The organism is Geoalkalibacter subterraneus (assembly GCF_000827125.1).
GTDB classification, from domain to species: domain Bacteria; phylum Desulfobacterota; class Desulfuromonadia; order Desulfuromonadales; family Geoalkalibacteraceae; genus Geoalkalibacter_A; species Geoalkalibacter_A subterraneus.
Window position 1 is genome coordinate 2514045 of sequence record NZ_CP010311.1, and the last position, 14371, is coordinate 2528415.

Genomic DNA, 14371 nt, shown 5'->3' on the forward strand with positions numbered 1-14371 from the left:
CGCCCTTCGCCAGACTAATCCATACCGGTGAAATTTTCTACCCCGGACTGGTGATGATCTGCCGGATTCGGGTATAATCGAATGCTGCTTGTTATTTTATCAACCACGAACCGGTTTTCATGAATTTTCGCAGTCGAAAAATATCTTTTCTCTGGTGGTCCATTCCCCTGTCAATCGCGCTGCATCTGCTGCTTCTGCTGCTGATACCGGAGAAAACTCTGCTACCGACTCCAGACCGGGACGAACCGGTCATGGTCGAAGTGCGCCCCCCTCTGGAAGAAACCCGCCCCCGCGAACTCGACATCCCGCCGCAGCCGGAGCCGCCCGAGCCGCGGGAAGAGCCGGCAAAGCGGCTGGGACCCCAGGACATGGAGGTTGAAGAGGAAACCGCTCCAAAGGGTGAGGATACGGACGATATGGCGCCGACAGCCCCTCCGGCTCCTTCCCCACCCCGACCGGCTCCAAAACCTGAGCCCCAGAAACCTGAGCAAAAACCGGAGAAGAAAGAAACCGCAGAAGCGGCTGCGCCGGTTGAGCGTCCTGCTGAGAAGCACGAAGCGGAGTTGGCACCGCCGGCCGTCGATGAACCCGCGTCCGAAAAAGCGGCTACAGCAGCCCCCGACCAGCCGATGCCGAAACTGGACGACCTGCTCGACCTGCCGCAGAGCACCGCCAGTCGTATTACGGGAGAAGAGCGCCGCAAGAGACGGCCTGACGTTGCAGAGGGCGATGCCATCTGGCTGGACACCGAGAAGGATCTGCTCATCTCCTTCTTCCAGCGTTTCAAAGCCAACATTTACGGGGTTTGGAATTATCCCGTCAAGGCGGCGGAGCGTGGCGAACAGGGCACCAGCCTGCTGCGCATCACGGTGCGTCGAGACGGCAGCGTGGAAAGCGTCAAGCTGGTGGAGTCGTCCGGCTCGAACACCCTTGATCGCGAAGCGATTCGCGCCGTCTGGACGGGAGCCTCCTATGGCCCCCTGCCCCGCGCTTACGAGGAAGAAACGCTGACCATCTTCGCTTTTTTTCAGTACACCCTGGGCGGCCGCCCCTTTGTGCATGGCGGCAGATAGAGTGTAGAGCCTCTCCAGCGGCTAGGGTTGCCACCGCAAACGGGGGCGGCGAGCGGCTCTCGTTTCATCGAGACGGCCAAGGCGCGTCAGACGCGGCGCGTCTTTGAGCAACCCCGGATCTTCGCTTGCCTCACGCGCGATCGCTTCCATCGCCTCGCAAAACTCATCAAGGGTTTCCTGACTTTCACTCTCCGTCGGCTCGATCATGATGGCGCCGCTGACCACCAGCGGAAAATAGATGGTCGGCGGATGGAAGCCGTAGTCGATGAGGCGCTTGGCCAGATCAAGGGTTTTGCACCCGCCGCCGAGGTTCCTGTCGGAAAAGACGACCTCATGCAGACTGCGGGCCACATAAGGCAGATGGTAGCTGCTCTCCAGCCGGGCACGCACATAGTTGGCGTTGAGCACCGCCATCTCGGCCGTGCGACGCAGCCCTTCCGCGCCCATGGCACGAATGTAGGTCCAGGCCCGCACCAGCACGCCGAAATGGCCGTAAAATCCCTTCATCCGCCCGATGGAGTGCGGGCGATCCCAATCGAGAAAATACCCCTCCGCGGTGCGGTCTACCACCGGCACGGGCAGAAAAGGTTCGAGTTCGGCACTGACCCCGACAGGGCCCGCCCCGGGGCCGCCACCGCCATGAGGCGTTGAAAAGGTCTTATGCAGGTTGAAGTGCATCACATCGATGCCCATGTCGCCGGGCCGGGCGATTCCCAGCAGGGCATTGAGGTTGGCGCCGTCACAGTAAACCAGTCCGCCGCGTTCATGCACCACACGGCAGACATCGGCGATGTAGGTTTCAAACAACCCCAGCGTATTGGGGTTGGTAATCATCAGCGCCGCCACCCCGTCATCCATCAGGCCTTCGATGGTTTCCACCGTTACCACACCGTTTTCGGAAGGCACCGGCACCACCTCATAACCACACAGAGCGGCCGTTGCCGGGTTGGTGCCGTGGGCGGTGTCGGGGATCAGCACCTTGTTCCGCTGAGCGCCCCGCGCCTGCTGCCAGGCGCGGACCATGAGCATGCCGGCCAGTTCGCCATGCGCCCCGGCTCCGGGTTGCAGAGTGATGCCGTCAAACCCCGAAATCTCCTTAAGATCCTCCTGCAGTTCATACATCAGCGCCAGCGCGCCCTGTGCCAGTTTCTGCGGGGTATGGGGATGCAGATCCGCAAAACCGGGCAGGCGGCAGGCAACCTCATTGACTTTGGGATTGTACTTCATGGTGCAGCTGCCCAGCGGATAAAATCCCGAATCCACCCCGTAGTTCCAGGAGGAAAGGCGGGTGAAGTGGCGCGCCACATCAATCTCCGACAACTCCGGGAAGCCGGGGATGTCATCGCGCACCAAGGCTTCTGGCGGTTCGGCCGATGGAACGTCGAGGGGTGGCAGGTCATAGCCGCAGCGCCCGGGGCGCGAATGTTCAAACAGCAGCTTCTCGTTCAGCGACAGTCCTCTGGTCCCAACCCGGTTCATGCCTCACCTCCAGACAGAGCCTCTACAAAGGCATCGATATCCTCGCGACAGTTGCGTTCGGTGACGCACACCAGAAAACGGTTCGACATATCGGGGAACCACGGCGACAGGGCAACGCCACCCAGGATGTCACGCTCCTGCAGTTTCTGGAGAATCCCCTCGGCGGCCCTGGGCCCTTCGACAACAAACTCATTGAACACCGGAGCGTTGAAAGGGAGCGAGTAGCCGTCAACGGCGGCAATTCTCTCCCGTGCGTAGCAGGCCTTGGAATAATTGTGCCGGGCCAGCTCGGGCAGCCCCTGGCGCCCCAGCAGGGCAAGGTAGATGGTCGCAGCCAGGGCGCACAACCCCTGGTTGGAGCAGATGTTGGATGTGGCTTTTTCCCGGCGGATGTGCTGCTCCCGAGTCGCCAGGGTCAGCACGAATCCACGCCGCCCTTCCGTGTCGACGGTTTCGCCGACCAGACGCCCGGGCAGATTGCGCACATCGGACTCGCGCGCTGCGAAAAACCCCAGATAGGGACCGCCATAGGAAAGGGGCAATCCGAAACTCTGCCCTTCACCCACGACGATATCGGCGCCCAATTCACCCGGAGATTTGAACAGCCCCAGGGACAAGGGTTCCTGTACCGCGACGACGAGGCGGGCATCATGTTCGTGCGCCAAGCGGGAAACGGTCGCGAGATCCTCCATCACTCCGAAAAAATTGGGGTAGCCGACAACCACCGCCGCACACTCTTCGTCCAGCAATCGCGACAGCGCATCCGGGTCAAAAGCGCCATCTTCACCGAAGGGCAGATCGACCCACTCCATGTCGAGATAACGTCCGTAGGTACGGATCGTTTCCAGGTAGTCAGGGTGCAGGGCACGGGACAGAATCACCTTGCGCCTTCGCGTAACGCGGCACGCCATCAGCACCGCTTCCGCACAGCTCGAGGCACCGTCATACATGGAGGCGTTGGCAACCCCCATGCCGGTCAACTGGCAGATCAGGGTCTGGAATTCGAAAATCGCCTGCAGAGTTCCCTGGCTGATTTCGGGCTGGTAGGGAGTATAGGCGGTATAAAACTCGCTGCGGCTCAACAGGTGATCCACCACCGCAGGGATGAAATGGTCATAGGCGCCGGCGCCAAGAAAGGCCCGGTAGGTGCCGCCCGCACCATTGCAGCGCGCTATTCTGGCAAGTTCGGCGAGCAGATCGGATTCCGCCCTGGCTGCCGGAAGATTGAGGGGAGCATCATGGCGCAGTGACGATGGAACCTCTTCAAAAAGGCTCTCCAGCGTATCAACGCCGATGGCATCGAGCATCCGCAGAACATCTTCTTCGTTATGGGGGATATAGCGCATGAACAAATCCTCCCTGGAGTTGAAAAGCACCTACAGGAGCCGTCGCACAGATGTGAACCTTTTATGCTGAAAACGCTATTCTTCCTCGATCAGCTCACGGTAGGCGGCGGCGTCCAACAGCTCATCAAGCTCCTCGGGCTCGCTGTAGCGGATCTTGACCATCCAGCCGTCTTCGTAGGGAGAGGTATTGAGGACTTCCGGTTCGTCGGGCAACTCCTCGTTGACTTCCACCACCTCCCCTGTCACCGGGGAATATATATCGGACACGGCTTTAACGGATTCCACCACCCCGAAAGCCTTGCCCGCCTCAACCCGCGCGCCGACCTCCGGAAGTTCGACAAAAACGATATCGCCCAGAGAGTCCTGGGCAAAGTCCGTGATGCCAACGGAAACGACGTCATCCTCAACCAGCACCCATTCATGTTCCTCGGTGTACTTGAGTTCCTCGGGAAAATCCATGTCCCTGCCTCCTGAAAATTAATTTTTCGCAACAACCGTCCCCGGTCAGGAACGGAAAAACGGGGGTTTGACAACTTGCGCCGCAACACGGCGCCCACGGATTTCAATATAAACGTCCGTACCGGGCAGCAGCGGAGCATGCTCAATAAGGGCCAGGGCGATCCCCTCGCGCAGAGAGGGAGAAAGCGTGCCGCTGGTCACGTGACCGATGCGCCGATCACGGTGAAAAACCGCATAACCGGCACGAGGGACTCCGGCCTCGGTCATCTGCAGGCCAATCAATCTCCGGGGCGGTCCCTGGTTCTTGATACGAGCCAGAGCGGCGCGGCCGATAAAATCACCCTTGTCCAATTTGACGATCCACCCCAGCCGTGCTTCGAGAGGGCTGATGTCCGGACTCAGCTCATGGCCGTAGAGAGCAAATCCCGCCTCAAGACGCAGCGTATCGCGCGCTCCGAGACCGGCCGGCAGTAGTCCATCGGGTTTCCCCGCCTCCAGGAGTGCCTGCCAGACCGGCTCGACCTGATCAGGGGCCAGATAAAGCTCGAAGCCGTCCTCCCCCGTATAGCCGGTGCGCGAGATGATCATCGGCACGTCAGCCACCAGGCCCTCGTGAAAATGGTAGTAGGCGATTTTATCCAGTTGAGTCTGGGTAAGGCGGGATAATATGCCCTCCGCGGCAGGTCCCTGCAGGGCGAGCTGCGCAAATTCGTCGCTGCGGTTATGGCAGAAAACCTGAACGTAGCCGCTGTCTGTGCGGGCCTGCTCGATCCAGGCAAAGTCTTTGTCAATGTTGGCGGCGTTGACGCACAGCAGGAAATGGTCGTGGTCGAAACGGTAGAGGGTAAGATCGTCCACGGTACCGCCGTGGGGATAGCACATGGCGGTATACTGCACCTGGCCGTTTTGCAGCAGACTCACATCGTTGACGGTCAGATCCTGCAGAAAGTCCAGGGCGTCGGCACCTTTGACTTCAATTTCGCCCATGTGGGAGACATCGAACAGACCGGCAGCATTGCGAACGGCCAGATGCTCGTCGATTACTCCGGAATAGCGCACGGGCATCAGCCATCCGCCGAATTCGACCATGCGCGCGCCAAGCGATTGATGGATTTCATGGAGAGGAGAATGTTTCAACATGGCACCTCCCTGCCTGTCAAAAATACTGCGTTCAAACAAGCCTAACAAAGAATCTCTGAAATCCTATCCTCGCACCCCAGTGTCATCAGATGCACACCCTGACAATGCCGGCGGGCCAGCCTCACCGTTTCACGGGCAATGCGCACCCCTTCTTCCAGCGGATCGGCCGCGCCATCCAGGCGGTCGATCAAATGCTCCGGCACCCGCACCCCGGGCACATGCTCGTGGACAAAGCGGGCCATGCGGGCATTTTTCAACAACAGAACCCCGAGCAGTACCGGAACGCGCAGAGGGGCGGCCTGCTCCATAAAGCGTGTCAGGGGGGCCTCGCAGAAAACGGCCTGGGTCTGAAAGAACCGCGCCCCGGCCTCGACTTTCTTACGGAACTTCTGGAACATCAGCTCGAAGGGCTCAGCCTGCGGGCTGACAGCCGCGCCACCGAAAAAAGCCGGTGAGCCGGCCAGGGGCCTGCCGGCCAGGTCCTGCCCGGCGGTCAGTCTGTCCGCGGCCTGGAGCAGCTGCACCGAGTCCAGATCGAACACCCCGCGCGCATGGGGATGATCGCCGAAGCGGGGATGATCCCCGGAGAGCAGCAGCAGATTTTTGATGCCGAAGGCGGCCGCTCCAAGCAGGTCGGATTGCAGTGCCATGCGGTTGCGATCGCGGCAGGTCATCTGCAGGACGGGTTCAACGCCGCCCTGGTGAAGCAGCGCCGCCACCACCAGAGGCGCCATGCGCATATTGGCCCCTTGATTATCCGTCACATTGACGGCAACCACTTCAGGAGGAAAACAGGCCGCGGTTGCAAGCACACCGTCGAGATCCACCCCTTTGGGCGGAGCGACTTCAGCCGTGACCACGAACTCCCCGGCGATGAGTTTTTCGGCAAGTTTGGACATGACTATCGAATCTTGTGTCTTCCGGGCTGATGGCGGTGGCCCCAGTCCTTGGCAGGGACCACCCGTGCAAAGACACCTTTGCGCCCCTGTCGCGAGAGTCGCTCATAAATCAGCATCCAGGCACAATCAAGGTCGCGGTCTGACTCACATTTGCCTTCTTCCATACCGCCGCAGGGGCCATTGAGAAGTCCCTTGGCGCAATTGGTGACGGGGCAGATGCCGGCGGTTTCATTGAGAATGCAATCACCACACAGGGAGCACTTCTCTTCGTACTGGCCGAGGCGGCGAACATTGCCGAGAAACAAAGAATCCAGGGCGCCGATGACCCGCTTTTCGGTGTGACTCGAAATTGACTGGATCCCCGCGCCGCAGGTCATGACCATCAAGGCATCGGCCTCTCCAACGGCGCTCCTGTTATGTCGCAGATCACGACCGGCCCGCATGATATGGCAGGCCTCGTCGATCACGACACTGCCGGTGACCTCCCTACCGGTGGAAACCAGCCATTCCTGCATCTGGGAAACCTCTTCCTCGCCGCCGGATTTGCACACGGTAGCGCAGGCGCCACACCCCACCAGAAACACCTTATGCTTGCCTTCCAGGTGACGCAGCAGATCCTCTTTGTCTTTTTGCCTGCTGATGATCATGACATTATTCCTCACAGGGCCGGCAAAGAAAAAAGCGCCCGCCGATCCCAAAGGAATCGTGGACGCTCTATTTTTCCCAGCTACTTGCCGCAGCCACATCCGGAGGCGCGCCGTTTGGCGCTTTCCAGGGTATTCTGCAGCAGCATGGCAATGGTCATGGGTCCCACCCCGCCGGGCACCGGCGTAATGGCGGCGGCCTTTTCAGAGGCCGCGGCGAACTCCACATCACCCACCAGTTTTTTCTCGCCCACGCGGTTGATGCCGACATCGATCACCGTGGCGCCGGGCTTGATCCATTCTCCCTTGATCATCTCAGGGCGGCCCACCGCTGCAATCACTACATCCGCCGCTCTGACCCGCTGGGCCAGGTCGCGGGTGCGGGAATGGCAGATGGTCACGGTCGCGTGCTGGGCCAGGCACATCAGGGCTACTGGTTTGCCCACGATATTGGAGCGGCCGACCACGACAACATCCGCGCCGGTCAGGTTGACGCCGGCGTGCTCGAGCATCTTCATCACGCCATAGGGCGTGCAGGGTTTAAACAGGGGATTTCCGGTCGCGAGACGCCCCACATTGTAGGGATGAAACCCGTCAACGTCCTTTTTCGGGGAAATCGCCTCCAGCACCTTGCTCTCATCGATATGACCGGGAAGAGGCAACTGCACCAGGATGCCGTCGATGCGCTCATCGGCATTGAGTTGGGCCACAAGTTCCAGCAGCTGCTCTTCACTGGTTTCCGCCGGCAGCTTGTGTTCATCGGAAAAAATTCCCGCTTCGGCACAGGCCTTTTCCTTCATGGTGACATAAACCCGGCTGGCCGGATCATCCCCCACCAGCACCACCGCCAGGCCGGGAGTCACATCACATTTTTTCAGCTCTGCCGTTTCGTCCTTGATCCGGGCCCGGATTCCCTTCGCAATCGCCTTACCGTCAATAATTTGAGCCACGCCTGTCATACCTCCTGAAATCGGATTGGAATCTATCGAATAAGGATACCAAACTATACGCAACGGCAGCGGGAAAGTAAAGACGGCCGTACGGTCCGCAAAAGGTCGAAAACGCAAAAGACCCCGGAGCCGGCCGGGGTCTTTTGCGTTGCATCGTTGATCGAAATGGATTTACTCGTTTGCAGCCTTCGGGCAGGACGCGCAACCGCCGCTGTCGCCGCTCGCTGCCGCGCAGGCAGCCGGAGCTTTTTCCTGCGCCGAGCCATAGCCCTGCTGGTACCAGCCGCCCCCCTTGAGAGTGAAGGCAGTCTGCGAGATCAGTTTGGTCACCGGACCGTCGCCACAGAGTTTGCAGTCGCTCAGGGGAGCATCGGAAAATTTCTGCCGGGCTTCGAAAACCTGGCCACAGGCATCGCACTGATATTCGTACATCGGCATATTTAAACACCTCCATTAGGTCAGAAATCGCGCTTAATTTAATCCCGGGGATCCGCTATGTCAAGGCACAGTGGGAAAAAAGTGACCGACTCCTATTTCAGCCGTTCAAACGCAGCGGCCGCGTCAACGCCGCGAATCAAAAGTCGCTTATGTCTGGACTTGTCGCCGGAAACCAACGCCACATCCGATTTAGGCACCCCGAAAAGCTTGGCAAGAAACTCGCGGCAGCGCCGATTGGCCGCCCCTTCCACCGGCGGTGCGGTCAGCCGCACGCGAAGGGCATCGCCATGCATGCCGACCACCTCGTCGCGGCTGGCGCGCGGCTGCACATAGACAGCCACAATGACACCTTCCTGAGTTTCAGTCAGTGCCGAATTCATCACTTTCTTCGTCTTCTTTCTTCGGGTTGCTTCGGGTATGCTCCTCCCCCTCGACCAATTCTTCCAGAGAGGATGCCGACTGCAATGCATCTTGTGCAGCCTCGCTGCGACTCAACGGCAGGAGGTCAAGATCGAGCAGCCGCAGATGGCTTTCAACCAGGGCGCGTACGCCGGATTCAAAAGAGACCTTCTGGCGCTTAAGTTCCTGGACCTCGTTGATCAGCCCGATGCGCCGGTTTTCTGCCTCCCGCACAATCTGCTCCGCCCTTATCTGGGCGTCCGCGATAATCACTTCGACTTCCTTGCGCGCGTTGTCGCGCAGTTCGTCGGTGACTTTCTGCGCCGTAATCAAGGTCTGTTTGAGAGTCGATTCGCGCTCGCGCATCTGCGCCAGCTCTTCCTGGGCACGTGCCAACTCCTCGCGCGTCTGTTGCTGTTGCAGGTGGAGTCGTTCAAGGTCGTCGGCCACCAGTTCAAGAAAACGGTCGACGGCAGCCTTGTCATACCCCAGAAGCTGAGATTTGAATTGATGCTGCTGGATGTCTATGGGCGTAATGGCCATGAAAGCTCCGCTAAAAGCCTCGCGTCATGCCGATGGCTAAAGAATTCAGCAGGGCGGAAACCAGATAGAGGCCGAAAATCAGAACAATGGGAGAAAGGTCAAAACCTCCCATCTGCACCGGGAGTACGCGGCGGATCCGATCAAGCAAAGGATCTGTCGCATTGCGCAGAAAACGCACAATCGGGTTGTAGGGATCGGGATTGACCCATGAGATCAGGGCGCTGGCAATCACAATGTAAATATAGAGGGTGATTCCCAGGTTGATGATTCTTATGACCGCGGCGAACAGGCTCCCCAGAATATCCATGTTTTTAAAGTCCTTTCATACCAACACGCCGAAACGTGAAATCAGTTTGCAAGACAACGAAACTCTTTTTAATTTGAAAGCCTTTTATACCGAAATCCTTAAATTCATGTCAAACGATTTACCCATTTCAACCAAAACTTTGCTACAGTCGAAAACCTGCTCCACACCAGCACTTAGCAGCATCACAGGTTTGACAACAGGCTATGGAGTCACGTAAATTATCGTGCATTGCAATCAACCATTCCCACGCCTTGGGATATTAACTGTCAACATATCCGGATCGGACCGCGCCTATGATTCGCACCAACAATCTCAAAGTCAAAACATTTACTCCCATCGTTTCTCCTTCGGACCTCAAGCAGGTGTTTCCATTGTCGGAGAAAGCCGCCCAGTTCGTGGCCGCCTCCCGCCAGCAGGTGCTTGACATCATTCACCAGCGCGACCGCCGCCTGATGGTTGTGGTGGGGCCCTGCTCCATTCACGACCCACGCGCCGCCATCGAGTATGCGGAGCGACTGGCCGGCCTGCACCGGGAACTATCCGATGATCTGCTGCTGGTCATGCGGGTTTATTTCGAGAAGCCGCGCACCACCATCGGCTGGAAAGGGCTGATCAATGACCCGGACCTCAACGGCACGCACCAGATATCCAAAGGCCTCGGCGTCGCCCGGCGGCTGCTGAGCTCCATCACCGACCTCGAACTGCCGGTGGCCGGCGAGATGCTCGACCCCATCACCCCCCATTACCTGGCCGATCTGGTGAGCTGGGGAGCGATCGGGGCGCGCACCACCGAATCCCAGACCCATCGTGAAATGTCGAGCGGACTTTCCTTCCCCATCGGGTTCAAAAACGGAACCGACGGCAACCTGCAGATCGCCCTCGATGCCATGGCGGCGGCGCGTCATTCCCACAGCTTTCTCGGCATCAACAACGAGGGGCGCAGTTCCATCGTGCATACCATCGGCAATCCCGACACCCATATTGTATTGCGCGGCGGCAATGACAAACCCAATTATTCGGCACAGGACATTGCCCGGGTGGAAGAACTGCTGACCCGCAACGATCTGAATCAGGCGATCATGGTCGACTGCAGCCACGCCAATTCCCGCAAGAATCATGACCTGCAGGAGCAGGTCATGCTCGACGTGATCGACCAGATCAAGAACGGCAACCGTTCAATCTGCGCCCTGATGATCGAGAGCAACATTCACGCCGGCAACCAGCCCATGAAACAGACCCTCAGCGAATTGCAGTACGGCGTCTCCATCACCGATAAATGCGTGGACTGGGAAACGACCGAACGCATGCTGCGGCACGCGGCGCAGCAACTGCGCGAACATGGCGGCCGACGCATCAGCTGATTGGTAACCATTCTCGCCAATTTCAGAAGTTCAAATTAAAAAAGACCCCCGCTCTGCGTGCTTTTCGCATCGGGGTTCTTTTCCAACCCCCTCCTCACCAGGCCCAATACCGGCGGCAACACTCCTGCTTTAAACAACAACTCACCTTCCGCCTCGATTCTACAGCCCTTCCACTTGTCAAGCATTCTTAACCTCGACCAATATTGGGCTTGAAAATTGCAGAACTGTTTCGTACAACCCAGCACAAAAAGAAGTCAAAAGAAGACGATTTCTCTTTACAATGCCCTCTGAGCAGGACTATCATTTAAAGAAACTAATCAACAGAAGATGAAGATCACACGCGATGGATAATGCCATTCTCATTGTCGACGACTCCAAGGTCGGACGGCAGCATATTCTCGAAATCCTCCAGCAGAACTCCCTGTTCAATCGCTATTTTGAGGCTGGTGACGGCCTGGAGGGTTTTAAAAAGGTTGTTGCGCAACCGGTGGATGTTGTGCTGTGCGATGTGGATATGCCCGGCATCGACGGCTTCAAATTCCTCGCTATGGTGAAAACCCGCGAGGAGCTGCGGGACATCCCGGTGATCATGCTTACCGGCAAAGAAAACCGGGAAGATAAAATCCGCGGTCTTGAGCTGGGGGCCAGCGATTATGTCACCAAACCTTTTGACCCAGGCGAACTGGTCGCCCGCGTCAAAGTGCAGCTCAAGGTCAAATCCCTGCAGGACAGCCTCAAGGAAAGCAATCAACTGCTGCTTGAACTTTCCAACACCGACCCTCTGACGCGGCTGGCCAACCGTCGCCACCTTATGGAGACTCTGGCCCGGGAATTCAAGCGCAGCAGCCGCGGCGAGGCACCTTTTTCACTGATCATGGTCGATATCGACCACTTCAAGAAATTCAACGACACCTTCGGCCATCAGGCCGGAGATGAAGTCCTGACTGAAATGGCCAACCTGCTGCGCAAGCATCTGCGTGAATACGACCTGGCCGCGCGCTACGGCGGCGAGGAATTCGCCCTGGTCCTGCCGGATTCGAACCTGGAGATGGCCGTGCAGGTGGCGGAGCGACTGCGTACAGCCACCGGCGAACTGAGTTTCGGCGGCAATATGGTGAACGAGAAAATCAGCGTCAGCCTGGGCGTAGCCTGTTATCCTTGCGAAAATATTCATTCTGTGGACGATCTGATCCGCATCGCCGATGACGCGCTCTATCTGGCCAAAAAAGAGGGCCGCGACTGCGTCCGCACCATGCACGATCTTTGACCACAGCTGAAAAATCAAAAAAGCCCCGTGCTGCATGGCGATGTGCTGCACGGGGCTTTTTTCGTGGTGAACTGCGCTACTTGAACTTCTTTTTGGCCGCTTCCCAGGCACCTTTCAGATCCTCCATCGCATGATCAATCCCTTCGCTGATGGAGTGCCAGGCATCACCGCTTGATTTTTTAAGCTCATCAAGGCGGCCGCGCAGATCCTCGCGGCGTTTTTTCAAAGATTGAATCTGTTCATCAAGCTTGATGCGCAGATCGGCATCGGCCTGCTTGGCTTTGGCTTTGAGCTGGTCGATGCGTGCCCCCCATTCATCAAGCTGGGCTTCTATTTTGCGCCGATAAATCTCTTTTTTTTCCTGGGTATCCATCTTTTTCCTCCCAACAAAATCTCCAACAGTTTCGCTTCCTGACAACAATCCAGACGACTTGCACCGTGATGAGTAACATGTGCGTCGCCTCTTCTTCGACATGTGGATCTTTTATGAGGACTTTACCTTAAGGAGGGAGAATTGCAAGCGGACAGGGTCAACTCCAGGGATCCCTTTCGCGGCGCGTTTCCCCTTCATTGGTGACACGGATCGCCGAGGCCCCTTCGACCGGGCAGCGGGTCTCGCAGATGCCGCAGCCGATGCAACGCTCGGCGACCACCCGGGGAATTTTCAATGTGCGCACACCTTCAGCGGTATGCACCTTTTCCTCTTCAAAAACAATCGCCTTCTGGGGGGTGGGGCAATGCTCTTCGCACACCAGGCATTCTTCTCGGCGTGCGAACGGCAGGCAGCGATCCTGGTCGAAGACGGCAATGCCCAGCACGAATTTTCTTTTCTCCTCGAGCGGCAGCAACTTCAACGCACCGGTCGGACAGACCTGACCGCACAGGGTGCAGTTGTATTCGCAATACCCGATGCGTGGGACCAGGCGCGGCGTCCATAACCCGACAGCCCCCGCTTCAAGCAGGGCCGGATGCAACGCGCCGCCGATGCAGACCTTCATGCACTCTCCGCAACGGATGCAGCGCCGCAGAAATTCATCTTCCGCCAGCGCCCCGGGAGGGCGCAGCAGATAAGAGCGGCGGTCAGCCTGGGCAGGGGCAGCACGCGCCACCGATGCCACCAGAACACCGGTGGCGACTGCCGCCATCAGGTCGCGGCGCGGCAGGTTGACACCGGCCGAAGGCTGAGGAGCCCCCCAGTGGAAACGGACCTTTTCCTGCGGGCAGAATCCGCTGCAATCGAGGCAGACCAGACACTCATCCGGATGGCGGCGTCCGTCGTTATCCACCCCGCTGCGGCAATTCTGCAGACAGGAAGCGCACCCGGCGCAAGCGCTGGAAGGTTCTCGCTGCAACAGCGCATAACGGGAGCAAAGCCCCAGCAGCGCCCCCAGGGGGCAGAGATTTTTGCACCAAAAGCGTCGCTCGATCTTCTCCAGGGCGATCAGAAGGATAAAAACCGCCAGGGTCAACAGTCCCAGGGTGAAAACAGGCGGATGAAAAGCCAGAACGTGCTGGCGGAAAAAGTCATAGGAGCCGTTGACCAGGGATGAAATCAGCGGCACATCATGCTGGTAGAAGAAATCGAACACCGCATTCATCATCAGATCGAACGCGGGATAGAGACTCAGGGTCAGGGTACGCAAAAAGATGCTGAGGGGATCGAACAGTCCGAACAACTGAAGACCGAAAAGGCCTGCGGCTGTAAGCGCAATCAGAAGCAGATATTTCAGACGGCGCCAGGACGGCTTGACATTTCTGCCGCGTCCGCGCCCGACCAGACGCCCCATGCCATCGAGGGTGGTCCCCAGCGGGCAGATCCAGCCGCAGAAAAAGCGTCCGAGAATGAAAGTCAGCGCAACAACTACCAGCGCCGGCCACAGCAGCCCCAGGCTGAACGCCCCCGGTGCCAAGGCATCGGCCAGTGCGGCCAGCGGATCGATGCGAAAAAGGAGGCTGACGGGGTATTGAAGAGAGTCCTGCCCGCGATACTCCGTGAGCAGAAAGAGAACGAAAAATCCGAGCAGGCAGAAGACCTGGACAAAAATCCGCAGAGATGAAAGGCGCAC

At 58.4% G+C, this 14371-nt stretch carries 16 protein-coding genes; 3 read left to right on the top strand and 13 right to left on the bottom strand.

What is annotated here, in order from left to right:
• Positions 1 to 119 precede the first annotated feature (119 nt).
• Positions 120 to 1073 (top strand): TonB family protein, encoded by a 954-nt coding sequence (locus tag GSUB_RS18105; protein WP_052464892.1) that lies wholly within the window; start codon positions 120 to 122, stop codon positions 1071 to 1073.
• A gap of 21 nt (positions 1074 to 1094) precedes the next feature.
• Here the strand turns inward: GSUB_RS18105 and gcvPB are convergent, their stop codons facing one another.
• The 11 genes from gcvPB to GSUB_RS11745 form a co-directional block, all read right to left on the bottom strand.
• Positions 1095 to 2552, bottom strand: coding sequence for an aminomethyl-transferring glycine dehydrogenase subunit GcvPB (gcvPB, locus tag GSUB_RS11695; RefSeq protein ID WP_040200932.1), 1458 nt, complete (start codon positions 2550 to 2552; stop codon positions 1095 to 1097).
• The gene (gene gcvPA, locus GSUB_RS11700; protein ID WP_040200933.1) at positions 2549 to 3898 is read right to left on the bottom strand and encodes an aminomethyl-transferring glycine dehydrogenase subunit GcvPA; all 1350 of its coding nucleotides are present in this window, start codon (positions 3896 to 3898) and stop codon (positions 2549 to 2551) included. Before gcvPA ends, gcvPB begins: the two co-directional genes overlap by 4 nt.
• Before the next feature lie 75 nt (positions 3899 to 3973).
• Positions 3974 to 4357 carry a glycine cleavage system protein GcvH gene (gene gcvH, locus GSUB_RS11705; RefSeq protein ID WP_040200934.1) on the bottom strand — a complete coding sequence of 128 codons (384 nt, stop codon included), beginning with the start codon at positions 4355 to 4357 and terminating at the stop codon, positions 3974 to 3976.
• Between the two features lie 45 nt (positions 4358 to 4402).
• Positions 4403 to 5497 carry a glycine cleavage system aminomethyltransferase GcvT gene (gcvT, locus tag GSUB_RS11710; RefSeq protein ID WP_040202453.1) on the bottom strand — a complete coding sequence of 365 codons (1095 nt, stop codon included), beginning with the start codon at positions 5495 to 5497 and terminating at the stop codon, positions 4403 to 4405.
• 41 nt (positions 5498 to 5538) lie between these two features.
• The gene (locus GSUB_RS11715) at positions 5539 to 6396 is read right to left on the bottom strand and encodes a methylenetetrahydrofolate reductase (RefSeq protein ID WP_040200935.1); all 858 of its coding nucleotides are present in this window, start codon (positions 6394 to 6396) and stop codon (positions 5539 to 5541) included.
• A gap of 2 nt (positions 6397 to 6398) precedes the next feature.
• The gene (locus GSUB_RS11720; protein WP_040200936.1) at positions 6399 to 7043 is read right to left on the bottom strand and encodes a methylenetetrahydrofolate reductase C-terminal domain-containing protein; all 645 of its coding nucleotides are present in this window, start codon (positions 7041 to 7043) and stop codon (positions 6399 to 6401) included.
• 80 nt (positions 7044 to 7123) lie between these two features.
• Positions 7124 to 7990, bottom strand: coding sequence for a bifunctional methylenetetrahydrofolate dehydrogenase/methenyltetrahydrofolate cyclohydrolase FolD (folD, locus tag GSUB_RS11725; RefSeq protein ID WP_040202456.1), 867 nt, complete (start codon positions 7988 to 7990; stop codon positions 7124 to 7126).
• 171 nt (positions 7991 to 8161) lie between these two features.
• Positions 8162 to 8428: an FmdB family zinc ribbon protein gene (locus GSUB_RS11730; protein ID WP_040200937.1), complete on the bottom strand. Its 267-nt coding sequence runs from the start codon at positions 8426 to 8428 to the stop codon at positions 8162 to 8164.
• Between the two features lie 92 nt (positions 8429 to 8520).
• Positions 8521 to 8808, bottom strand: coding sequence for a DUF167 domain-containing protein (locus tag GSUB_RS11735; protein WP_040200938.1), 288 nt, complete (start codon positions 8806 to 8808; stop codon positions 8521 to 8523).
• The gene (locus GSUB_RS11740) at positions 8789 to 9370 is read right to left on the bottom strand and encodes a DivIVA domain-containing protein (RefSeq protein WP_040200939.1); all 582 of its coding nucleotides are present in this window, start codon (positions 9368 to 9370) and stop codon (positions 8789 to 8791) included. The genes GSUB_RS11735 and GSUB_RS11740 overlap by 20 nt, the downstream gene beginning before the upstream one ends.
• 10 nt (positions 9371 to 9380) lie before the next feature.
• The gene (locus GSUB_RS11745) at positions 9381 to 9677 is read right to left on the bottom strand and encodes a YggT family protein (protein ID WP_040200940.1); all 297 of its coding nucleotides are present in this window, start codon (positions 9675 to 9677) and stop codon (positions 9381 to 9383) included.
• Positions 9678 to 9970: 293 nt separating this feature from the next.
• Between GSUB_RS11745 and GSUB_RS11750 the strand changes: the two genes are divergently transcribed.
• A complete protein-coding gene (locus tag GSUB_RS11750) occupies positions 9971 to 11038 on the top strand; it encodes a 3-deoxy-7-phosphoheptulonate synthase (RefSeq protein ID WP_040200941.1) in 1068 nt (355 codons plus the stop codon).
• 343 nt (positions 11039 to 11381) lie between these two features.
• Complete coding sequence (locus GSUB_RS11755) at positions 11382 to 12305, top strand: diguanylate cyclase (protein ID WP_040200942.1); 924 nt, start codon at positions 11382 to 11384, stop codon at positions 12303 to 12305.
• Between the two features lie 76 nt (positions 12306 to 12381).
• Here the strand turns inward: GSUB_RS11755 and GSUB_RS11760 are convergent, their stop codons facing one another.
• Positions 12382 to 12678: a sll1863 family stress response protein gene (locus GSUB_RS11760; protein ID WP_040200943.1), complete on the bottom strand. Its 297-nt coding sequence runs from the start codon at positions 12676 to 12678 to the stop codon at positions 12382 to 12384.
• Between the two features lie 157 nt (positions 12679 to 12835).
• On the bottom strand, positions 12836 to 14371 hold the full coding sequence (locus GSUB_RS11765; protein ID WP_040200944.1) for a 4Fe-4S binding protein: 1536 nt from the start codon (positions 14369 to 14371) through the stop codon (positions 12836 to 12838).

Excerpts from the sequence above, each read along its gene's own strand:
- GSUB_RS11750 (WP_040200941.1), top strand. The coding sequence starts at position 9,971 with ATGATTCGCACCAACAATCTCAAAGTCAAAACATTTACTCCCATCGTT.
- gcvPB (WP_040200932.1), bottom strand. The coding sequence starts at position 2,552 with ATGAACCGGGTTGGGACCAGAGGACTGTCGCTGAACGAGAAGCTGCTG.
- GSUB_RS11740 (WP_040200939.1), bottom strand. The coding sequence starts at position 9,370 with ATGGCCATTACGCCCATAGACATCCAGCAGCATCAATTCAAATCTCAG.
- GSUB_RS11730 (WP_040200937.1), bottom strand. The coding sequence starts at position 8,428 with ATGCCGATGTACGAATATCAGTGCGATGCCTGTGGCCAGGTTTTCGAA.
- GSUB_RS11755 (WP_040200942.1), top strand. The coding sequence starts at position 11,382 with ATGGATAATGCCATTCTCATTGTCGACGACTCCAAGGTCGGACGGCAG.
- gcvT (WP_040202453.1), bottom strand. The coding sequence starts at position 5,497 with ATGTTGAAACATTCTCCTCTCCATGAAATCCATCAATCGCTTGGCGCG.
- gcvPA (WP_040200933.1), bottom strand. The coding sequence starts at position 3,898 with ATGCGCTATATCCCCCATAACGAAGAAGATGTTCTGCGGATGCTCGAT.
- GSUB_RS11715 (WP_040200935.1), bottom strand. The coding sequence starts at position 6,396 with ATGTCCAAACTTGCCGAAAAACTCATCGCCGGGGAGTTCGTGGTCACG.
- gcvH (WP_040200934.1), bottom strand. The coding sequence starts at position 4,357 with ATGGATTTTCCCGAGGAACTCAAGTACACCGAGGAACATGAATGGGTG.
- GSUB_RS18105 (WP_052464892.1), top strand. The coding sequence starts at position 120 with ATGAATTTTCGCAGTCGAAAAATATCTTTTCTCTGGTGGTCCATTCCC.
- GSUB_RS11760 (WP_040200943.1), bottom strand. The coding sequence starts at position 12,678 with ATGGATACCCAGGAAAAAAAAGAGATTTATCGGCGCAAAATAGAAGCC.
- GSUB_RS11735 (WP_040200938.1), bottom strand. The coding sequence starts at position 8,808 with ATGAATTCGGCACTGACTGAAACTCAGGAAGGTGTCATTGTGGCTGTC.
- GSUB_RS11745 (WP_040200940.1), bottom strand. The coding sequence starts at position 9,677 with ATGGATATTCTGGGGAGCCTGTTCGCCGCGGTCATAAGAATCATCAAC.
- GSUB_RS11720 (WP_040200936.1), bottom strand. The coding sequence starts at position 7,043 with ATGATCATCAGCAGGCAAAAAGACAAAGAGGATCTGCTGCGTCACCTG.